Origin of the sequence: Streptosporangium sp. NPDC002721 (assembly GCF_042888905.1) — a bacterium.
Taxonomy (GTDB): Bacteria; Actinomycetota; Actinomycetes; order Streptosporangiales; family Streptosporangiaceae; genus Streptosporangium.
The window spans coordinates 122,074-143,048 of sequence record NZ_JBIAQI010000021.1; the positions used below are offsets into that span (position 1 = coordinate 122,074).

Here is a 20,975-nt window from a genome sequence, read left to right on the forward strand (position 1 = left end):
GAGCAGAATCAACCCTTTTACCGGCAATGATATGAACAACCCCGGCAGGGTAGGCCCCGGTCCATGGACGGGGAACGGCTGGGTGAGACCGCCTGGCGCGGTGAGGTCGAAAGGGAGTTCGTCGCCGAGGTGGAGTCGGGGCGGCTGGACCTCCCGCTGCCCGGCGCGGGGCACACCAGGCGGCGATGGGAGGCGTTGAGCGCGCTGGCCCGGCGGGACCTGTCGCTGGCGCGGCTGTGCGAGGGGCACACCGACGCCGTGGCGATCCTCGCCGAGCTCGCCGGTCCCGCGCCGGCGGCCGGCAGCCGGTGGGGGGTGTGGGCGGCACAACCTCCCGGCCCGTCCCTCTCCGCCCGTCCCGAGGCGGGAGGGTGGCTGCTGAGCGGGACGAAGAGGTACTGCTCGGGGGCGCGGGTGTGCACCCACGCCCTGGTGACCGCGGAGGCACCGGACGGCCCCCGGCTGTTCGCCGTGGCGGTCGAGGGCCTGCGGCCGGTGGACGGCAGCTGGCCTGCGACGGGAATGGCGGCCAGCGACACCCTGGACGTCCGCTTCGACGAGGTTCCCGCCGAGCCGGTGGGACCGGTGGACGGATACGTGAGAAGGGCCGGTTTCCACCAGGGCGGCGCGGGCGTCGCCTCCTGCTGGTACGGGGGAGCCAGAGGCGTGGCCGAGACGCTGCTGGCCGCAGCCACCGAGCGGGATGTCGGCCCGCACGCCCTGGCCCACCTGGGCGCGGTCGACGTGGCACTGCGGACCGCCAGGGCCGCCCTGGGGGAGGCGGCCGACGAGATCGACGCCGACCCCCACGACCTCAAGAACGCGGGAAGGACGCGGTCCCTGCGTCTCAAGGCACTGGTGGAGGCCGTGGCCACCGACGTGATGGGCCGGGTGGGCAGGGCGCTGGGCGCCGGGCCGCTCGGCCACGACGCCGCGCACGGGCGCCGGGTCGCCGACCTGACGGTCTACCTGCGCCAGCACCACGCCGAACGCGACCTCGCCGCGCTGGGGGCCATCGTCGCCGAGCAGGGAGCCGGCTGGTGAGCACCGACCGGACCGAGAGAGCCGAGCGGACCGGCCGGACCGGCTGGGCCGATCGGGCCGATCGGATCGACCGGACCGAGACAACCGAGCGGTCCGGCTGGGCCGACGGCGCCGGGCGGGCCGACCGGACTGACAGTGCCGGGAAGACCGGCCGGGCCGACCGGAACGATCAGGCTGAGAGAGGCGGCCCGGCCGGGAGAAACGGCCGGGCCGATCCCGTCCCCAACGCCATCGACGCCCCGGGCACCTCCGAGGCCGAGTGGCGCGCCTGGCCGGGGCTCGGCGCCCTCCCGGAGCTCGCGTACGGCGGCTGGCGCAGCGCGGTGGTGATCGCCGCCCACCCCGATGACGAGGTGCTGGGACTCGGCGGGCTGCTGTCACTGCTGGCGGCCTCGGGCGTACGGCTGCGCCTGGTCGCCGTCACCGACGGCGAGGCCTCCCATCCGGGGATCGCCGACGTGGCGGCGCTGGTGGCGCGGCGGGTGGGGGAGACCGGGTCCGCGCTGGCGGCTCTGGGAGCGGGCGGCGTCGAGATCGTGCGGCTGGGCATGCCCGACACCGGGCTGGCCGGGCGCGAGGGCGAGCTCGCCGGGGCGTTGGGGCGGGCGGCCTCCGGGTTCGAGGTGTGCCTGGCCCCGTGGGAGGCGGACGTGCACTCCGACCACGAGGCCACCGGCCGGGCCGCGGCCTCGGCGGGGCTGCACCCGTACTTCTACCCGATCTGGGCCTGGCACTGGGCCGAGCCCGGGGACGCGCGGCTGCCCTGGGAGCGGGCGCTGCGGATCCCGCTGCCACCGGAGGTCCTGGACCGCAAGCGGGCGGCCATCGGCTGTTTCACCAGCCAGCTGGAGCCCCGCGGCGCGGACCTGGAGGCGGTGCTGCCCCCCGGCATCGTCGCCCACTTCACCCGCGACCACGAGGTGCTCTTCCGTTGACACCCTCCCCACCTCGGAGGACTTCAGGCTGGAGGTATCCGATGACACCCCACCCGGCGACCCTCGGTCCGGAGTACTTCGACGGCATGTACGCGGCCTCCTCCGACCCGTGGGGATTCACCTCCCGCTGGTACGAGGAGCGCAAGTACGCCATCAGCGCCGCGCTGCTGCCCGCGCGACGCTACCGCGACGCCTTCGAGGCGGGCTGCTCCATCGGGGTGTTCACCGCCATGCTCGCCCCGCGCTGCGACCGGCTGCTGGCCTGCGACCTGTCCTCCGTCGCGGTCGAGGCGGCCTCGGAACGCACCGCCGGGCACCCGGGCACGCGGGTGCAGCGGCGCGTCCTGCCCGACGAGTGGCCCGAGCGGGAGGGGCCCTTCGATCTCGTCGTGCTGTCGGAGGTGCTCTACTACTTCGGCGGAGCCGACCTGGAGCGGATGCTGGACCTGGCGGTCGCCTCGCTGGCTTCCGGGGGCACCCTGCTCGCGGTGCACTGGAGGCATCCGGTCGCGGAGTACCCGCGCGGAGGTGAGGAGGTGCACCGGGCCCTGGCCGGGCGCGGCGAGCTGACCCGCCTCGTCGACCACCGCGAGCCGGACTTCCTCGCCGAGGTCTACCTGCGCGGCACCGGGGCTCCCTCGGTGGCCGAGTCCGAAGGACTCGTGTGATCCAGGCCGTCGGGGTCGTGGTGCCCGCCCGCGACGAGGAGGAGCTGCTGCCCGCCTGCCTGGCCTCGGTGGACCTGGCCGGGCGCATGGTCCCCGGCGTGGAGGTCCACCTGATCGTCGTCGCCGACACCTGCGCCGACCGTACGGCGTCCCTGGCCGCGCGGGCCGGGGCGACCGTCGTCGAGGGCACCATGACCAACGTCGGGCGGGCGCGGCTGGCGGGTACGCAGGTGCTCCTGCGCCGGACCCGGGACCTGGACCCCGCCACCGTCTGGGTCGCCACCACCGACGCCGACACCCTGGTGCCGCCCTGCTGGCTCGTCCGCCAGCTCAGGCACGCCTCCCAGGGGTGGGAGGCCGTCGTCGGCACCGTGGTGGTCACCGACTGGTCCGGCTACCCGCCCCGGTTCCGGACCGCCTACACCGAGGGGTACGCCACCGGAACGGAGACGAACGGCACCGGGGCGACCGGAGTGAGGACGAGCGACGAGAACGCGACCGGCACCCAGACGGGCGACGGAAACGCGGTCGGCGGCGAAGTGAGCGGCGCAAACGCGGCCGGTGGCGAAGCGGGCGACGCAAACGCGGCCGGCGGCGAAGCGGGCGACGCGCGGTGGCATCCGCACGTGCACGGCGCCAACCTCGGTGTCAGCGCCGCCGCCTACCTGGCGGTCGGCGGGTTCAGCGCGCTGCCGACCGGTGAGGACGACGCCCTCGTCCGGGCCCTGGAGTCGGCGGGCAGGCGGGTCCTGCGGACCACCGGCGTGAGCGTGGTGACCTCGGCGCGGCGCGACCCCCGGGCACCGGACGGCTTCGGCCACTTCCTCGCCCGGCTCGAACGCGACACCGCCCTCGCCACGCGCCGGGCCTCCGGACGGACGTCCTGAGCCACCGCTCGCCGCCGCCACCGCTCGCCGCCGCCGCCGACGACGCGAGGTCGCGTGATGTCGTTCGTGCCCTGACGTGCCGAAAGCCCCGATCTGCCGGTGCTTTCCGTATGCGATACTCCCGGTGTGCGCCGTATCCGGCTCTCCCGAATCGCCAACGGCGCGCTCGTGGTCGTCGTCGCGTTGCTCCTGCTCGCGCTCGTGCGGGGCGGCCCCGCCGCGCATCCTCCGGCGCTGGTCCTCGTGGGCGAGCTCGCGGCCGTGACGCAGGCGGTGGCGCTGTGGTGGCGGCGTGTTCACCCGGTGCCGGTGATGGCGGTCACGCTGGCCGGTGGGCTGGTGGTGCATCTGCTCGCGCCGTACGCGCTCTTCCCGGTCGCGGCCCTGGTGGCGTTGGGCTCCCTGGTCACCACCCGGCCGCCGAGGGTGTCGCTGCCCGCGCTGGCGGCGCTGCTGGGTCTCAGCGCGCTGAACTTCAACGTCGCGCCGGTGGACGACGCGCAGTTCGTGATGCTGTTCCCGGTGGTGATCTGGTCGCTCGGCGAGGCGGTACGGAACCGGCGGGCGGCGGTGGCGGAGGCGTCCCGCCGGGCGGCCGGTGAGGAGCGGGCCCGGATCGCGCACGAGCTGCACGACGTGATCGCGCACAGTGTCTCGGTCATCGTGGTGCAGGCCGCCGCGGCCGACGACGTGTTCGACGAGCGGCCGGACCAGGCTCGCGCGGCGTTGCGGTCGATCGAGGTGGCGGGCCGCGACGCGCTCGGCGAGCTGCGCCGGCTGCTGTCCACGGTACGCCCCGAGGGCGGCCCCGCGGATCCGCAGCCGGGGCTGGACCGGCTCGAGGAGCTGGTGGAGCGGTTACGGGAGGCCGGGCTGCGGGTGGTGGTGCGGCGGGAGGGCGTCACCGGTACGCTCCCGGCCGGGATCGACCTGTCCGCGTACCGGATCGTGCAGGAGGCGCTCACCAACACGCTGCGGCACGCCGAGGCGGGCCGGGCGCAGGTGACGGTACGCGCGTCCGGCGGCCTGCTGGAGCTGGAGATCACGGACGAGGGGCGGGGAGCGGTGGGCGGCGGGACCGGGCGCGGTATCACCGGGATGCGGGAGCGGGCCGCGCTGCTCGGGGGCACGCTGGAGGCCGGCACCCCGCCGGGCGGCGGCTTCCGGGTGCACGCCCGGCTCCCGTTGCCCGGCGGGGTGCCGGATTCGCGATGAGACCTGATGAGACTCGATGAGATCTGAGGGATCGAGATGAGCGTCCGGGTGCTGGTGACCGACGACCAGGCCCTGATCCGGGGCGGATTCCGGATGATCCTGGAGGCGCGGGACGATCTGGAGGTGGTCGGGGAGGCCGCCGACGGGCACGAGGCGGTGGCGCTGACCGGGAGGCTCCGGCCCGACGTGGTGCTGATGGACGTGCGCATGCCCGGCATGGACGGGCTGGAGGCGACGCGGCGGATCGTCGCCTCGGGGAGCGCGGCCCGGGTCGTCATCCTGACCACGTACGACCTGGACGAGTCGGTGTTCGCGGCGTTGCGCGCCGGGGCGAGCGCCTTCCTGCTGAAGGACGTGCGGCCGGCGGAGCTGGTGGAGGCGGTGCGGGTGGTGGCGCGCGGGGACGCGGTGCTGGCGCCGTCGGTCACCCGGCGGCTGCTCGACCGGTTCGCCGCCGCGCTGCCCGACGGGGCGGGGCCCCCGGACGGGCTGGGGCGGTTGAGCGAGCGGGAGGTGGAGGTGTTGCGGTTGGTGGCGCTCGCCCTGTCGAACGCCGAGATCGCCGAACGGCTGGTGCTCACCGAGGCGACCGTCAAGACGCACGTGTCGGCGGTGTTGCGCAAGCTGGGGCTGCGAGACCGGGTACAGGCCGTCGTCCTGGCCTACGACCTCGGGCTGGTCCGGCCGCGCCCGCGCTGAGACCGCGCGGGTCCTCCGCGCTCACGCAGGCCCCTCGGAGGTACGCAGGTTATCTGGGGTTACGCAGGTCCTCCGGGGCCGCGCCGAGCCTCCGGTCGTGCCGGGACGTCGTGCGGGCCTCTTCTGGAAGCGCGCTACTGGAATCTGATATTTTTACCTTTCCGGCCGGGGTTGTCCCCGGCCGGAAAGTGCTTTTATGACAACTTCTCAAGCTGCCGTACGGCTCGTGAGCGCCGCGGACCGTCCCGTCGTCGAACGGCTCTGGCTCATGTTCCGCCACGACATGGCGGAGTTCCAGGGCGGGCTGCCCGGCCCCGACGGCACCTATCACGGCGACCGGCTTCGCCTGGCCTTCGAGGACGACGACTGGGCGGCCTACCTGTTCACCAGCGGGGACCGGCCCGTCGGGTTCTCGTTCGTGCGCGCGCTGTCGGGCCCGGCTCGCGTGCTGAACAGCTTCTTCGTGGTACGTGGCGCGCGCCGGTCCGGGATCGGGGCCGGCGCCGTGCGAGAGGTGATCTCCCGGCACCCCGGCCCCTGGAGGATCGCCTTCCAGGACTCGAACACGGCGGGCGTCGCGTTCTGGCGGCGCGTCGCCACCGAGATCGCCGGTGACGCGTGGACGGAGGAACGCCCGCCCGACCCGGACCGGCCCGACGTCCCCCCGGACGTGTGGATCTCCTTCACCACCTACTGACCGGATATCGGGCGACTGCCCGACATATCCGGTTTTGGGCAGACTTTGCGGGCTGGCGGGATGGGGCGTACCCGGAAAGGGACACCTGGCCATGAACGGGAAAGGCATGACCCGCGCGCCCCCTTCTACGGAGCGGGCCTGTCCGAGCTGCGCCTCGGGCGGGTGCTCGGCTCACGCGCCGAACCGGCCTCCCGGTGAACGCGGTGAACGCGGTGGTCGTCACGGGCGTCAGAGCAGCAGGCGCACCGCGGCGAGCAGCGTGAGTCCCAGCGTGATCCACTCGAAGCGCCTGCGGTCGATGCGGCTGATGACGGCGCGCCCGGTCGCGGCCCCGGCGAGGACCGCCGGGGCGCCCAGCGCGGCGAAGACGAGGGTGGAGGGGGTGATGAGGCCCAGCGCGACGCTGAACGGCACCTTGAAGGCGTTGATCGTCAGGAAGAACCAGGCGCTGGTGCCCAGGAAGCCCAGCATCGGCAGGCCCGCCGCCAGGAAGTAGACGGCCATGATGGGGCCGGCCGCGTTCGCCGTCATGGTGGCGAAACCGGCGAAGACGCCCGCGAGGGCGGCCACCGAACGGCGGTGGGCCAGCGAGTCCTCCGGCGCCCGGCGACGGTTCCACAGGTGAACGGCGATGATCACGATCAGGATCGCCCCGATGAGCCGTCTCATCTGCGCGTCGTCGACCCAGCGCACCACCACGGCACCGGCGACCACGCCCAGGGCGACCCACGGGAACAGCCTGATCAGCCTCGGCCAGTCGGCGTGATGCCGGTAGGAGGCCACGGCGACCAGGTCGCCGACGAGCAGGAGCGGCAGCAGCGTGCCGGTGGACTCCTTGGTCGGCAGCACGAGCGCGAACAGGGCGATCGCCACCGTCCCCGCGCCGGAGACGCCGGTCTTGGAGAAGCCCACCAGGAACAGGGCGGCCAGCAGGATGACCCACTGGACGACGTCGAGGGAGGGCATCAGCCTCGCCGGCGGGAGGAAGCGGGAGATGAGGTCACAGATGACCGTACCTGATGCTTCAACCGGCGAATCTTCTGGCCGGGCTCCCGATGTCCTCCGGCGAAGGTGCCGGTCTCCCCGGTGAGGGCTCCGGTGACCTCACAGCCTCGCCCGATGTCGAGGCGGCCGTGTGGCACGCGCCCCGGCCGTCGGCGCGTACGACGATCCGGCCCGCCTCGACGCGGACGGCGGCCTCGGTCGCGTCACTGACGGCCAGGACGCCGGCCGCCGCGGCCAGGGCACCGGAGTCGTCGAACACCACCTGCAGGCGCGGCCACGCCGAGGGCGGGAAGGCCTGGCGCAGGCAGCCGCAGAGCTCGGCGACGGCGAGCCGGGCCAGCGGCGCCAGCTCGTCGGGGTCGCCGGTGACCAGGACGGCGGTGATCGCGGCACCCGCCGGTGCGGCCCGTACCGCCTCCTCGACGGCTTCGAGCCGGTGCAGCCCGAGGATCGCCACCACGCCGTCGCCGTCGCCGTCGCCGGTGAGCCGCGCGGGCTCGCCGCGTACCGCGTCCAGCACCGGCGGCGGGGACCACGCCTCGTCGGCGGGCCTGGCCCGCGGGATCCACGGTGTGTACGGCCACCTGTCGTCGAGGTCGAGGTCGGCGAGCCGCTCGCAGGCGCTGACGACGGTGAAGGGGTCGGTGAAGCCGGGGGCGGCGGCGGCCAGCTGGCTCGCGCCGTACAGAGTGGTGAGCGCGGCCTCGGCCAGGCGCACCAGGCGGCCGTCGGGGGTGGCGGGCGGGCGCAGGCGCTCCAGGGCGAGGCCGAGCAGGATCGCGTCGAGCTTCATCAGCTGCGCGAACGGCCGCCGGGTCCGCTCGTCGGCGAGGATCTCCGGCAGCAGGTCCACGCCGATCCTGGCCAGGGCGTCCGGCTCGTCGGTGGTCATGGGGAGCCGGGCCAGCCAGGCGCGGGCGAGCGCGCCGAGCGCCTCGCGGGGGGTGAGGCTCGGCTCCGGGTTCGGCGGCTGGGGCGCGCGCTCGGCCAGATCGGCCAGGACCGTGAAGTACAGGGCCCGCTTGCCGGGGAAGTTGGAGTAGACCGCTCCGCGGGTGAGCTCGGCGCGCTCGGCGATGGCGTCGATCTTCGCGTCGCGGAAGCCGCGCTCGGCGAACTCCCGCATCGCCGCGTCCAGCACCTTGGCGCGGTTGCGCTCCTGCAGCTGCGCCCTGCTGAGCCGGCTCATCGCCCTCCCCACTCTCCTCGTCGTCGCGTTGCCGTCGATTCCGATCCAAGATACCGTGACCACTCAGATGACAGGATCATCTGTTTACATCATCTGAAATTCGGGAGAGAAGCCCATGGCCGCCGCCGACCAGGACGTGAGCAGTGACCCCGAGGACCCCGGGGACCCCGGGGTCCTTGAAGCCTCGGGAACGCCCGAGATCCCCGATGCCCCCGGAACCCCTGAGGCCACCGAGATTCCCGAGATCCGCCTCACCGACGCCGAGGTGCTGCGCGACCCCTTCGCCGCGTACGGGCGCGCCAGGGAGGTCTCGCCGCTGGCGCGGCTGGTGGCCCCGGGCTTCGGGCCGATGCTGGCCCTCACCCGGCACGAGGACGTCAGGGCGATGCTGAGCGACCCGCGCTTCGAGATCAACGCCTCCAGCTTCATGCGGCCCGACGTGCCCGAGGACTGCCTGCCCTACATGCGGACCATGAGCGAGATGGACGGGCCCGAGCACCTGCGGCTGCGCAGGCTGGTGTCACCGGCGTTCAGCGCGCGCCGCGCCGCCGAGTTCCGGCCGCGGATCGAGCCCGTCGTCGACGCCCTGCTCGACGACCTGCCCGGCCTGGCCGAGAACGGCGTGGTGGACCTGCTGGGACACTTCGCCCGGCCGCTGCCGATGGACGTCATCTGCGAGCTGGTCGGCATCCCCGGCGCCGACCGCCCGCGCTGGCGCGAGTACGGCGCCACCGTCGTGGGAGGCGGCGGCCAGAGGTTCGCCGAGGCCATCCCGGGCATCATGGAGGGCGCCAGGGCCGCGGTCGCGCGCCGGCGCGCCGAGCCCGGCGACGACCTGCTGTCGGACCTCATCCGCGCCCAGGCCGACGACGGGGACCGGCTCGGCGACACCGAGCTGGTCACCATGGTCTGGCACCTGGTCCTGGCGGGGCAGACGCCCACGAACCTCATCGCCAACGCCGTGGAGGTCCTGCTCACCCACCCCGGCCACCTCGCCGAACTGCGCCGGGACGCCGGGCTCATGCCGCGCGCCGTCGAGGAGCTGACGCGCTGGTGCGGCCCGACGCTGCTGTCGATCCCCCGGTACGCGCGCGAGGACGTCGAGCTGCACGGCACGCCGGTGCGCAAGGGCGAGCCCGTCACCGCCGCGATCGCCGCCGCCAACCGCGACCCGCGCGCGTTCGCCGACCCCGACCTGCTCGACCTGGGCCGGTCCACCGGGTCGGCGGGGCACCTCGGGTTCGCCCACGGGCCGCACTTCTGCCTGGGGGCCTCGCTGGCGCGCGTGCAGACCGAGGTCGCGCTCACGGCGCTGCTGCGCCGCTTCCCCGGCCTGGCCCTGGCCCCGGAGAACGCGGGACGCGCGCCCGACCCGGGCACCTGGCGCCTGGCGTCGCTGCTCGTGACCCTCTGAACCCCCTCTTGCCGTTCCGTACGACCGTCGAGGAGACGTTTTCCCCATGGCACGCACCGGTGAGCGCGGCGACCTGCTGAGATGCACGTTCTGCGGCAAGAGCCAGAAGCAGGTCATGAGGCTCATCGCCGGTCCCGGCGGCGTCTACATCTGCGACGAGTGCGTCGAGCTCTGCAACGAGCTCATCGAGGAGGAGTTCGGGGAGACCTCGCCCCCCTCGGGGAGCGGGCGCGGCGGGCCGCCGAAGCCGCGGGAGATCCACGACTTCCTCGGGCGGTACGTCGTCGGGCAGGAGGGCGCCAAGAGGTCGCTCGCGGTGGCGGTCTACAACCACTACAAGCGCGTGCGCGCGGACGCGCGGCAGGTCTCGGGAGGGGAGCCGGTCGAGCTGGGCAAGTCCAACATCCTGCTGGTCGGCCCGACCGGCTCCGGCAAGACCCATCTGGTCCAGACGCTCGCCCGGATGCTCGACGTCCCGTTCGCGATCGCCGACGCCACCGCCCTGACGGAGGCGGGCTACGTGGGCGAGGACGTCGAGAACATCCTGCTCAAGCTGATCCAGGCCGCCGACCACGACGTCAGGAAGGCCGAGAGCGGCATCGTCTACATCGACGAGGTCGACAAGATCGCCCGCAAGGGCGAGAACCCGTCGATCACCCGCGACGTCTCCGGCGAGGGCGTGCAGCAGGCCCTGCTGAAGATCCTGGAGGGCACCGTCGCGAGCGTGTCGCCGCAGGGTGGCCGCAAGCATCCGCAGCAGGAGTTCATCCAGATCGACACCACGAACGTGCTGTTCATCGCCGGGGGCGCGTTCTCCGGCCTGGAACAGATCATCGAGGCCAGGACCGGCCGGGGCGGCGCCGGGTTCGGCGCCCCGCTCGGCGCCGCGCGGGAACGGGACGTCCTCGCCGAGGTCATGCCCGAGGACCTGCTGAGGTTCGGGCTCATCCCCGAGCTGGTCGGCCGGCTCCCGGTGCTGGCGACCTTCCAGCCGCTGGACCACGCGGCGCTGGTGCGGATCCTCACCGAACCGCGCAACGCCCTGATCAAGCAGTACCGCAGGCTCCTGGAGATGGACGGCGTGGAGCTGGAGTTCACCGAGGAGGCCGTCGGCGCGATCGCCGACCAGGCGCTGCTGCGGCGCACCGGCGCCCGCGCGACCCGCGCGATCCTTGAGGAGATCCTGCTCAACGTGATGTACGAGGTGCCCGGCCGCGAGGACGTGGCCCGCGTCGTGATCGACCGCGACACCGTGCTCGGCAACGTCAACCCGACCCTGGTGCCGCGCCGCCACCCCGGCCACGGCCCCGAGCGCCGCGACAGGTCGGCCTGAGGGGCTTCCCGGGCCTCCTCGGCGGCGGCTTTGCTCAGTGGCGGGCGTCGGTGAGGCGTGCCGCCCTGACGTGCAGGTAGCGCTGCTGCGGCAGGCCGGTGGCGCGCCGGGCCGCCTCCCGGTAGGAGTCGCGCGCCGCCACGTGATCGCCGGCCATCTCCAGCAGGTGCGCGCGGACGGCGTGCAGCCGGTGGTCCCCGGCGATCCGCTCGTCGGCCGCGAGCGGTTCGAGCAGGCCGTCCTTTGGCCACCGCGTGGCGGCGGCGAGGAGCGCCTCCTGCGTCGCGTCGTCGGCGGCGTCGAAATGCCCGTAGCGCCGTACCACCGCGCCGAGGACCTGCGGCGCCAGGTCGCGCAGCAGGTCCTCGAACTCGATGCCGGACACGGTGCCGGGCTCGGGGGCGATCAGATCGCCAGCTCGCCCTGGAACTCCTCGACCGGCCGCACGTCGGCGTAGGAGTTCGCGGCGATGTCGCCGGGGGCGGGGCACTCTCCCAGCCGGGCGGCGATCTCGGTCGCCCGGTCGAAGCTCTCGCACTCCACGATCCAGTAACCGGCCAGGACCTCCTGGGTCTCGGCGTACGGGCCGTCGGTCACGACCGGGACGCCGTCCTTCGACCCCACCCTGCGGGTGTGGACCGGGGCGGCCAGCCCGCGCGTCTCGACGAACTCGCCGGACTCCTCCAGGTCCCTGGCGAACGCCTCCATGAACGCGTGCATCGGCGCGAAGTCCTCCGGGGACAGGGCCGGGCGGTCACCGTCCTTGCCCGCCATGGCGTCGTAGTCGCGCTGCGAGCCGTACATCAAGATCATGTACTTCATGGTGTCTTCCTCTCCGCCTGCGCCGCCGTGGCGCCCGGCACCGGAGACGTCGGAGCCGCGAACCCCGACCGGACATCCGGCCGCGACCGGAATCGTGGATCGCCGGCGTCCCAGGTTATTCGACGCCCGCGCCCGCCGGCGCTCAGGTGACGGGGACCAGGTCGGGACCCACGACGTGCCCCTGGTGGGGCTCGGGGTCGTTCTGGTCGTGCCGGAAGTGCCCGGCGTACCAGACGACGACGTTGGTGGCGCTGACGCTCTCGCCGTTGACGAAGCGGTTCAGCATCGCCCGGTTGTCGGGGCCGGTGTTGCCGTCGTACAGCTCGGCCGGGTGGTGGCGCAGGAACCACAGGTCGGCGACGCCGTAGGGGTCGGTGGTGTTGTCGTGCCCACCGGGGTGGATCCGCCACCCCCGGCCGCTGGTCCTGTCGGTGACCTGCCAGAACAGGGCGGGGGGGCGACGTTTGCGGGCGACCTCGCGCACGATCGGCACCCCTTGGGGAACGGTGGAGCCGGTGTCGTCGAACTGCTCGATCACGTCGTTGGCCGACCCCTCCACGTCGAAGTCGAAGCGCCAGTAGACGTGGTGGCGGTGGCGCATGCAGGTGCGCGGGTTGCGCACCCCGGCGAAGCCGAAGCGCGGCTTGATCGTGCCGTCGTCGGTCAGGCGCCACTCCGAGGCGTAGCGGTACCAGCCGGCCGCCAGCTCGCTCACGATCCGCAGCTCGGTGCCGTCGTGGTGGAAGGCCACGCCCTGGAAGTTGCCCGCGTCGTTGTCGGGCCGCTCCAGGATGGTCCGGGGCGGCTCGGCGCAGATCCGCCACCCCCAGCCCACCGGATCGGTGCCGGTCGCCGAGAAGCGGGTCTCCTCGTACTGCCAGTCGCGGTAGGTGACGCCGTCCTCCTCGTACTGGACGTTGAGGATCGGCACGTGCGCCTGGCGCAACACGAGCCTGCCCCGGTGGCGCACCTCCCTCAGCTCGACCCCCGAGCCGTCACCGGGGTCGGCCGGCGTCGAGGCGCGCGGCCGCACCACGATCATGTTCCACAGCTCGGTGGTGCCCTCGACCACGCGCAGCCGCACCTGGTCGGGGCCGCCCCGGTCGCGCAGCTTCTCCACGGGGACGGGCAGGTGCGACTCGCAGTCGCCCGGGTGGTGCATCGCGACCCCGACCCCGGCGGGCGACCAGTCGACGACGCCCCCGGCCACGTCCACCGCGACGATGCGGTGCCGGGTGGCGCCCGAGGGGTCGTAGACGCCCAGGGTGGGGCGGCGGGTGGTGGTGCCGTCGGGGTTGTCCAGGTCGGCCAGCGGCGGCATGGGCTGGTAGACCAGCACGTCCTCCCCGGCCGGGAAGCGCCCGTCGGAGCGCAGGATCTCCGCCGCGGCCCGCAGCTCCTCGTGGCGCGGGTTGGGCCGGTGGGCGCTGGGCAGCACCTGCGCCTCCTCGGGCCGGTCCAGGGTCCCGCGCAGCTCGACCCCCCGGTTGGAGACCGGGTCGAACACCCCCGCCCGGAAGGGGGCGCCCGCGTCCGGGTCGTGGCCCAGGGCCACCGCGGGCCCCACGATCAGCCGCCCTGCGTCGGCGCCCTCCAGGTGGGCGAGCACATCGGGGTGGGCCGCGGCCACCTCCCGTACCCGCTCGGCCGCCAGCTCCGCCCGCCCGACTGCCTCGATGATCACTTGTACGGTCACGGTGGCCTCCCCGTCGCGCCGTCCGGTGGCCGTGCCGCCCCCGGCATCCGGCGCCTTCCTGTCATATCGCCCCGTTCGGGCGCTGGGAAGACCCCGGACGCTCGCGTACGGCGTCACCGTGGCGGCGCGTGGGGCGGACCGGTGCGGTGACGCCGTGCGACGTGGGGGGACCGCGGCCCGTTCGGCCGCGGTCGTCGGTCGTCGGTCATCGGTCGTCGGTCGTCGGTCGTCGGGGAGGGCTCGCGTCACGGACCGGCGGTGCGATCCGCGCGTGGCCGCCGAGGCCGGGCGGGCGGGGACGGCCGTGAGAGGCCGCGCCGCCGGGCCCGCCTCAGTGCCTGGCCCGCCTCTGCCGGACCCGGCTCAATGACGGGCCCGGCTCAGCGGTCGAGCCGGAGGGCGATGTCGATCACCTGCCGGTTGGCGGGGAAGGCGCCGTAGTTGTAGTTGACGCCGCCGGTGAGCAGGTTGACGCCGTAGAACCGGTAGCGTCCGGCGACCCTCAGCGAGGCGAAGGCGCTGTTGGAGACGGTGACGCCGTTGCGCAGCGAGCTGTAGACGTCGAAGCCCGCCGCGCCGGTGGCGTCCACCCGCAGGTTGCCGGTCGGCACCACCACGCCCGCGTTGGCGGGCGACTGCAGGAGCACCCGGTCGGCGGTGGTGTCCACGTCGAAGAGCGTCGTGCCGGTGGCGGGGCTGAGGTCGTTGTTGGTGTATCCGGCGCCCAGCACGCCGGTCACGACCGTTCCCGGGACGCCCGGCGACGGGGACGGGGTGACCAGCGCGGCGTCGGCCACGGTCTGGCCCACGGCGGGGGTGCCCACCGGGTCGTCGAGGTTGTGGCGCAGGTTCTGGCCGTTGGCGCTGATCACGCGCAGCCGGTTGGCGGCGGGGTTGAAGTCGACGCCGAAGGCGGTGCCGCTCAGCGGCACGGTGAGCTGCGAGACCTTGGCCGCGGTGGCCGGACCGCTGAGCGTGTAGACGCCGCCCTGGTTCCCGACGCCGTACAGCCTGCCGTTCTGCACGCGGTAGTCGATGCCGACGAGCGCGGTGTCACCGACGAGCCCGTTGACCCTGCCGAGGTCGCGGACGCGGCCGGGGGAGCGGATCTCGAAACCCACCAGGCGCTGGTTGTCGGTCAGCCCGATGACGTCGAAGCCGGGCACGGCCGCCGCGGGCGCGGAGCCGCTCACGGTGCCACGCGCCGTGTTGCTCGCCGCGCTGTTCACGGTGCCGCCTGTCGCGCCGCCCGCCGTGCTGTCCGCCGCGCTGTCGGCCGCGCCGCCCGTCGCACCGGCCGCCACCGTGCTCAGTGCCATCACGGTGGCGATGAGTGTCCTTCGCATGTACCTCTCCTTCGTGGTCGGGTGCCCCTGCACCCGTACTTCGGCGACAAGGTCGCTACAAGCCGTAAGCACCCCATCACAAAAAGTGGTCGCGAGGCCCGTGAAAAGGAGGTGTGCCGCCCGCGTGTCCGGGGACAGCCGGGATCCGCGCCGCCTACATGCGGGCGAAACCCGCGAAACCCCGCCGGCCGCCGGCGGGCTTCCGGAGAGGATCGGACCGGATGCCGGCGCCAGAGAGTCGATCTTGACGATGATTCGGTGACGACGGCTGTTCGCCATGGTCGAGGGCCATGACGTACCTGCTCATGCGGCCTCCCGCTCGGGGCCGCATCACCCGGGGCAGAGCAACTCCGGGTGACGGCAGAGACGGGGGTGCTGCGCTGACCGTGGCCCCGGCTCCTGGGTGATCACCCTGTCGGTGGTTGCCGAGAGGGCATCGAGGTGGCCGCTTCCGGTCGCGTCATTGGCGCGAGAGCGCGCGAGTGAGGCCTGCCAGGATGGTCGTCGCGAGGATCCACCCTGCAGCGATCATCGCCGCGGCGAGCCACTGTTGTGCGCCGCGCGGGCCGAAGAAGCTCTCCTGGCCGAAACTGATGATCGGGAGGAGCAGATCCAGGGTGTAGAGGAAGGCGTTGAAGGAGGGAGCCTCGCCCGGCTTGAAGGCCGGTGGCTGGTGGGCGGCGAAAACGACCGTGCCGACAAGGAGAAGGGCTGCGAGCCAGAGCGCGGCACGGAAGGGCCGGTAGCCGTACCCGACGGTCCAGTCCTGCGCATACCCCCATAGCCGCGCCCCGAGCCGCTGCCCCGAGCGGCGGCGGCGCTGTTTGGCCAGCAGCACGTCGCGAGCAGCCTCATCGTGACCCTGCCGGCGGTAGACGGCGGCCAACTGCTCATAGGGCTGAGGCTGGTAGGCCTCCCTGGCCAGCCAGTCGAGTCGCTCCCGGACAGGCAGGGGAGCCTCAAGGCTGTCATAGGTGAAGCCGTTCATCAGGACGTGAGCGGGCCACCGGCCGGGAGTGTCATCGAGCACGCCGACCCGGCTGTGGCGAAGGTCGACGGCCCGCAGCAGTTCCGTCTGGGGCCCGATCTTCAGCGAAGCCGCGTCCACACCACGAAGGTGAAGGTCACCGTCGATGGTGGTCTCCGCGAGGCACAGCGTGGCGGCGATCCGGGAGTTCCTGATCGAGACGTCTCCCGTGGCCGCGAAGCCTTCGCAGCAGTCGATGCCCCCGCCCGCGATCACCTCCCACAGGGACAGAACCCGCCCGCCGGGATTACTGAGGACGGCACCGTGAAACTCCAAAGCGCCCTCGATCCGGGCGTTGACGAGCACGATCTCCCCATCGGCACGGAAGCCTTCGCTGCAGCTGAGTCTGCCCGTGACCCCCAGTCGGCGCAGGGAGAGCGCCGTCGCACCCGGGTTGGACAATGTCCCGCCGTCGAGGTTGACCGATCCGCGGACCTGGGTGGAGTCCAGGAAGACCTCCCCGTTCGCCGCAAAACCTGGTGTGAGCCGCAGTCCGCTGCCGATCTCCATCAGTGGCGCGTTCAGCGCGCGTCTTCCCGGATTGGCGAGGCTCGCCTGTGCGAAACGGAGCGAACCGGCCACACGGGCTCCGCGCAGAAGGACCTCACCTTCGGCCGAGAAGCCGTCATCGACGCGCAGCCCGCCCTCGACGCCGAGTCTCTCCGCGTTCAGGGCGACGCCGTCCGGGTTGGACAGCCGGGCTCCGCTGAGGACGCACCGGCGCCCTATCCGGGCGTCCTGCACGCTCAGCTCCCCCCAGGAGCGGAAACCGCGGGCGCACGACAACCCGCCGTCGATGACGGCCCCCTCGGCGGTGAGGCTGAAGCCGCCTGACCGCCCGACCCGTGTGCCGTCGAGGGTCATCGTCCCGCCGATCCTGGCGCCGACAACGCGTAACTCTCCGTCGATGACGGCGTTCGCGCACAGAAGATCACGGTCGACGATCAGGCCGTCGGCATGGACGGCATGGGCGGCCTGAAGTGCGTGGATCGCCGCGCCACTGAGATTCAGTGTCCCGGACACGTGGGCCCCGGCGAGCTGGATCGGGCCGGCCATCTCGCAGCCCTCCAAGCGCAACGCCCCGCCGATCACAGCGTCTACGGCCCGCAGTCCGGGTGCCCGGGAGGCCGCGAGGTCCACCAGGCCGGTGCGGGCTCCGGTGAGGACCGGCGCTTCCTCGAACTCGCACCTGGTCAAGATCAGAGGGTGCCGCACCTCGGCGTACGACAGGTCCAATCGGCCCACGATCCGGGCGCCGGACAGGTGCATGCCGGGCGTCTGCCCTGCGAGGCTTTCCCTGGCGCCGAGCAACATCCTTGCGATGATCGCGGCCCGGACGGGGGCGCCAGGAAGATCCACCGGACGCGCTGCGGGAAACGCCTCCCAGAGGGCGAGTTCCGGCTCGGACAGATCCTCGATGATCACAGGGCACTCCTGGAAAGTCGCACGTGTCGGCAAGGAGAGCCTTCAAGGTCATCACCTGTCTTGGCAACCTTCATGCCCGGCCCATCCCCTGGATCGCAAAGTGCGCGATTCGCGGAAATGAGGAGATCGGCACGCGGGTGAAGGCGCGACGTACGACGGGCGTTCATCGGCCAGATCACCGACTTCTCCTGGCCGTGCGATCCGGGACGTGGGCACCGCGACGGATCATGTGTGATCGATCGATCACGGATGATGACATCGCCGACGACGGCGACGTGATCGACGACGACGCGCCACCGGACGGGGGACCGGAAGACGATCATCCGGGCGCCCTTCCGGCCGGTGGCCATACACTTGCGCGAGCGGGTTCAGCGCGGAGGAGGTGGCGTGCAGCCGGAGCAACGCGGGGTCACAGGTGTCGCCATCTCCTGCGTCCTCGAACGCATCACGTACGCCAACGAGGAGACCGGCTACACCATCGCCCGGGTGGCCACCGACCGCTCCGGGGCCGACCTGCTGACCGTGGTCGGGCCGCTGCTGGGGGCCCAGCCCGGCGAGTCGCTGAAGCTGACCGGGCGCTGGGCCTCCCATCCCAAGTACGGCAAGCAGTTCGAGGTGTGGTCCTACGACACCGTGCTGCCCGCCACGGTCCAGGGCATCCGCCGCTACCTGGGCTCCGGGCTGATCAAGGGCATCGGGCCGAAGATGGCCGAGCGGATCGTCGACCACTTCGGCGTCGAGACCCTGGAGGTCATCGAGACCACCCCCGAGCGGCTGGTCGAGGTCCCCGGGCTCGGCCCCAAGCGGACCAAGATGATCGGCGTCGCCTGGGAGGAACAGAAGATCATCAAAGAGGTGATGATCTTCCTGCAGGGGGTGGGGGTGTCCACCTCGATCGCGGTCCGCATCTTCAAGCAGTACGGCGACAAGTCCATCACGGTCGTCAGAAGCGAGCCCTACCGGCTGGCCGACGACGTGTGGGGCATCGGCTTCAAGACCGCCGACACCATCGCCCAGGCCGTGGGCATCCCGCACGACAGCCCCGAGCGCGTCAAGGCGGGCCTGCGCTACACCCTGTCCCAGGCCGCCGACGACGGCCACTGCTACCTCCCGGCGCCCAACCTGATCGGCGACGCGGTGAAGATCCTGGAGGTTCCCGCCGAGCTGACCGCGCGCTGCCTGGAGGAGCTGGTCGCCGAGGAGGGCGTGGTCCGTGAGGACGTCCCGGTCGGCGACGGCAGCGTACCGGCCGTCTACCTGGTGCCCTTCCACCGCGCCGAGCTGTCCCTGGCCGGGGCGTTGCGCTCCCTGCTGGCCTGCGAGCACGACCGGCTGGGCGCCTTCGCCTCCGTCGACTGGGACGCGGCGCTGAAGTGGCTGCGCACCAGGACCGGCGCCGAGCTCGCCGAGGAGCAGGCCCACTCGGTACGGCTGGCGCTGACGGAGAAGGTCGCGGTGCTGACCGGCGGCCCCGGCTGCGGCAAGAGCTTCACCGTGCGCTCCATCGTCACCCTGGCCCGCGCCAAGAAGGCCAAGGTGATCCTGGCCGCGCCCACCGGAAGAGCGGCCAAGCGCCTGGCGGAGCTGACCGGCCACGAGGCCACCACCGTGCACCGGCTGCTGCAGCTGCGTCCCGGCGGGGACGCCACCTTCGACCGCGACAACCCGCTGGACGCCGACCTGGTGGTGGTCGACGAGGCCTCGATGCTGGACCTGCTGCTGGCCAACAAGCTGGTCAAGGCCGTCGCCCCGGGCACGCACCTGCTCTTCGTCGGCGACGTCGACCAGCTGCCCTCGGTCGGCGCGGGCGAGGTGCTGCGCGACCTGCTGGCCGCCGAGGAGGAGATCCCCCGGGTGCGGCTGACCCACATCTTCCGCCAGGCCCAGGAGTCGGGGGTGGTCGTCAACGCCCACCGGGTCAACACCGGCCTGCCCCCGGCGCTGGAGGGCATGACCGACTTCTTCCTGTTCCCCTGCGAGGAGCCCGAGGAGATCGCGGCGCTCACCGTGGACGTGGTCGCCAACCGCATCCCGCGCAAGTTCGGCCTCAACCCGCGCCGCGACGTGCAGGTCCTCTCCCCCATGCACCGGGGCCCGGCCGGGGCCGGCAACCTCAACAACGCGCTGCAGGAGGCGCTGACCCCCTCCAGGGAGGGCATGCCCGAGCGCCGCTACGGCGGGCGGGTCTTCCGGGTCGGCGACAAGGTCACCCAGCTGCGCAACAACTACGAGAAGGGCGCGGCGGGGGTGTTCAACGGCACCGTGGGCATGGTCGTCGACATCAAACCCGACGACCAGAAGCTGATCGTGCTGACCGACGAGGACGAGAACGTCGAGTACGCCTTCGACGAGCTCGACGAGCTGGCCCACGCCTACGCGGTGTCGATCCACCGCTCCCAGGGCAGCGAGTACCCGGCGGTGGTCATCCCGCTGTCCACCAGCGCGTGGATGATGCTGCAGCGCAACCTGCTCTACACCGCGATCACCCGGGCCAAGAAGCTCGTCGTCATCGTCGGCTCGCGCCGCGCGCTGGCCCAGGCGGTACGCACCCGGGGCGCCGGGCGCCGCCACACCAGCCTCACCCACCGCCTGCGCGGCCGCTGAGAGGCACCTCCCGGCGAAGGCCGGTGAGGCCCAGCAGGCGGGCCAGGGCCTCGTACCCGGCGCCGGTGACGTTCAGGGCACGCCCGGAGCCGATCCGATCGACCCAGCCGCGCTCCAGCGCGGTCGCGCACAGCACGGCCCCGGCGCTGCCGGCCAGGTGGTGGCGGCGTTCGGTCCAGTCCAGGCAGGGCCGGGCCAGCGGGCGGCGCCCGGCGGCGGGCAGGCGGGCGCCCAGCTCGGTGGCGAACCACGACAATCCCTCGTCGCCGAGCGCGAACCCGGCGTCCTGGAGCAGCAGGCCGCGGGCGGTGAGCGCGTCGGTGATCGCCACGCCGAGCCGCCCGGCCAGGTGGTCGTAGCAGGTCCGGGCCCCGGCCAGCGCTCGGGCCGTGCTCGCGGCGCGCAGCGTCGCGGGCGGGGGAGCGGACCCGAGGCCGGCGTGGGCGGCGTGGGCGGTCAGGTCCTCGACGAGCTGGGCCACCCCCGGCCCGGCCAGGCGCACGTACCGGTGGCGTCCCTGGCGCTCCTCGGCCAGCAGCCCGCCGGCGACGAGCCGGCCCAGGTGCTCGCTGGCGGTCGAGGGCGCCACCCCCGCGTGCCGGGCCAGCTCCCCGGCGCTCCAGGCCCGCCCGTCCAGCAGGGCGAGGCAGAACGTGGCGCGGGTGCCGTCGGCGAGCAGGGCGGCCAGCGCCGCCAGCGGGACCTGGGTGGTCGACGTCATGCTCCCATCATCGGCCGGAAACGGTTCGGCGCCGACCGAACCATGCCCGGACCATGCCCGGGCCGCCGTTCCCCGGACCATGCCCGGGCCGCCGTTCCCCGGGCCGCCGTTCCCCGGGCCGCCGTTCCCCGGGCCGCCGTTCCCCGTGACGGTGCTCCCGTGACGGCGTTGTTCGCGGCCGTCGTTGTTCGCGGCCGTCGTCGAGAAACGGTGACACGCGGCGGACGAGGCGCTCACCTCCGGCGCCG

Annotated in this window: 18 protein-coding genes; 10 read left to right on the forward strand and 8 right to left on the reverse strand. The window is 73.1% G+C overall.

What is annotated here, in order from left to right; genetic code table 11:
* Positions 1-63: 63 nt before the first annotated feature.
* The 7 genes from ACFYWM_RS29005 (at position 64) to ACFYWM_RS29035 (ending at position 6,145) form a co-directional block, all read left to right on the forward strand.
* The gene (locus ACFYWM_RS29005; RefSeq protein WP_389919699.1) at positions 64-1,044 is read left to right on the forward strand and encodes an acyl-CoA dehydrogenase; all 981 of its coding nucleotides are present in this window, start codon (positions 64-66) and stop codon (positions 1,042-1,044) included.
* A complete protein-coding gene (locus ACFYWM_RS29010) occupies positions 1,041-1,979 on the forward strand; it encodes a PIG-L family deacetylase (RefSeq protein ID WP_389919701.1) in 939 nt (312 codons plus the stop codon). The genes ACFYWM_RS29005 and ACFYWM_RS29010 overlap by 4 nt, the downstream gene beginning before the upstream one ends.
* 41 nt (positions 1,980-2,020) lie before the next feature.
* Positions 2,021-2,647, forward strand: coding sequence for a class I SAM-dependent DNA methyltransferase (locus tag ACFYWM_RS29015; RefSeq protein ID WP_389919704.1), 627 nt, complete (start codon positions 2,021-2,023; stop codon positions 2,645-2,647).
* Positions 2,644-3,534, forward strand: coding sequence for a glycosyltransferase (locus ACFYWM_RS29020; protein ID WP_389919706.1), 891 nt, complete (start codon positions 2,644-2,646; stop codon positions 3,532-3,534). Before ACFYWM_RS29015 ends, ACFYWM_RS29020 begins: the two co-directional genes overlap by 4 nt.
* A gap of 126 nt (positions 3,535-3,660) precedes the next feature.
* Positions 3,661-4,749 (forward strand): sensor histidine kinase, encoded by a 1,089-nt coding sequence (locus tag ACFYWM_RS29025; RefSeq protein ID WP_389919709.1) that lies wholly within the window; start codon positions 3,661-3,663, stop codon positions 4,747-4,749.
* A 36-nt stretch (positions 4,750-4,785) separates the two neighbouring features.
* Positions 4,786-5,448, forward strand: coding sequence for a response regulator (locus tag ACFYWM_RS29030; RefSeq protein WP_389919711.1), 663 nt, complete (start codon positions 4,786-4,788; stop codon positions 5,446-5,448).
* Positions 5,449-5,644: 196 nt separating this feature from the next.
* Positions 5,645-6,145, forward strand: a complete 501-nt coding sequence (locus ACFYWM_RS29035; RefSeq protein ID WP_389919713.1) for a GNAT family N-acetyltransferase — start codon at positions 5,645-5,647, stop codon at positions 6,143-6,145.
* Positions 6,146-6,373: 228 nt separating this feature from the next.
* On the opposite strand, the gene ACFYWM_RS29040 is transcribed toward ACFYWM_RS29035, so the two are convergent.
* Both ACFYWM_RS29040 and ACFYWM_RS29045 read right to left on the reverse strand, forming a co-directional pair.
* Positions 6,374-7,111, reverse strand: a complete 738-nt coding sequence (locus tag ACFYWM_RS29040; protein WP_389919716.1) for a sulfite exporter TauE/SafE family protein — start codon at positions 7,109-7,111, stop codon at positions 6,374-6,376.
* Between the two features lie 58 nt (positions 7,112-7,169).
* On the reverse strand, positions 7,170-8,339 hold the full coding sequence (locus tag ACFYWM_RS29045) for a TetR/AcrR family transcriptional regulator (RefSeq protein WP_389919719.1): 1,170 nt from the start codon (positions 8,337-8,339) through the stop codon (positions 7,170-7,172).
* 115 nt (positions 8,340-8,454) lie between these two features.
* Here ACFYWM_RS29045 and ACFYWM_RS29050 point away from each other — a divergent pair, with 115 nt between their 5' ends.
* Both ACFYWM_RS29050 and clpX read left to right on the forward strand, forming a co-directional pair.
* Positions 8,455-9,753 (forward strand): cytochrome P450, encoded by a 1,299-nt coding sequence (locus tag ACFYWM_RS29050; RefSeq protein ID WP_389919722.1) that lies wholly within the window; start codon positions 8,455-8,457, stop codon positions 9,751-9,753.
* Positions 9,754-9,799: 46 nt separating this feature from the next.
* Positions 9,800-11,086, forward strand: coding sequence for an ATP-dependent Clp protease ATP-binding subunit ClpX (gene clpX, locus ACFYWM_RS29055; protein ID WP_389919725.1), 1,287 nt, complete (start codon positions 9,800-9,802; stop codon positions 11,084-11,086).
* 34 nt (positions 11,087-11,120) lie between these two features.
* Here the strand turns inward: clpX and ACFYWM_RS29060 are convergent, their stop codons facing one another.
* From ACFYWM_RS29060 to ACFYWM_RS29080, 5 genes are all read right to left on the reverse strand, one after another.
* A complete protein-coding gene (locus ACFYWM_RS29060) occupies positions 11,121-11,471 on the reverse strand; it encodes a hypothetical protein (protein ID WP_389919727.1) in 351 nt (116 codons plus the stop codon).
* Positions 11,472-11,491: 20 nt separating this feature from the next.
* Entirely contained in the window at positions 11,492-11,908 is a 417-nt protein-coding gene (locus ACFYWM_RS29065; protein WP_389919729.1) for a YciI family protein, read from the reverse strand.
* 142 nt (positions 11,909-12,050) lie between these two features.
* Entirely contained in the window at positions 12,051-13,604 is a 1,554-nt protein-coding gene (locus ACFYWM_RS29070; RefSeq protein ID WP_389919732.1) for a hypothetical protein, read from the reverse strand.
* Between the two features lie 380 nt (positions 13,605-13,984).
* A complete protein-coding gene (locus tag ACFYWM_RS29075; RefSeq protein WP_389919734.1) occupies positions 13,985-14,950 on the reverse strand; it encodes a DUF4394 domain-containing protein in 966 nt (321 codons plus the stop codon).
* A 460-nt stretch (positions 14,951-15,410) separates the two neighbouring features.
* Positions 15,411-17,402, reverse strand: coding sequence for a hypothetical protein (locus ACFYWM_RS29080; protein WP_389919737.1), 1,992 nt, complete (start codon positions 17,400-17,402; stop codon positions 15,411-15,413).
* 387 nt (positions 17,403-17,789) lie between these two features.
* On the opposite strand from ACFYWM_RS29080, the gene ACFYWM_RS29085 reads away from it, so the two are divergent.
* A complete protein-coding gene (locus ACFYWM_RS29085) occupies positions 17,790-20,006 on the forward strand; it encodes an ATP-dependent RecD-like DNA helicase (protein WP_389919740.1) in 2,217 nt (738 codons plus the stop codon).
* Here ACFYWM_RS29085 and ACFYWM_RS29090 read toward each other — a convergent pair.
* On the reverse strand, positions 19,981-20,727 hold the full coding sequence (locus ACFYWM_RS29090; protein WP_389919742.1) for an ArsR/SmtB family transcription factor: 747 nt from the start codon (positions 20,725-20,727) through the stop codon (positions 19,981-19,983). The two genes, ACFYWM_RS29085 and ACFYWM_RS29090, sit on opposite strands and share 26 nt — an antisense overlap.
* Between the last annotated feature and the right edge of the window lie 248 nt (positions 20,728-20,975).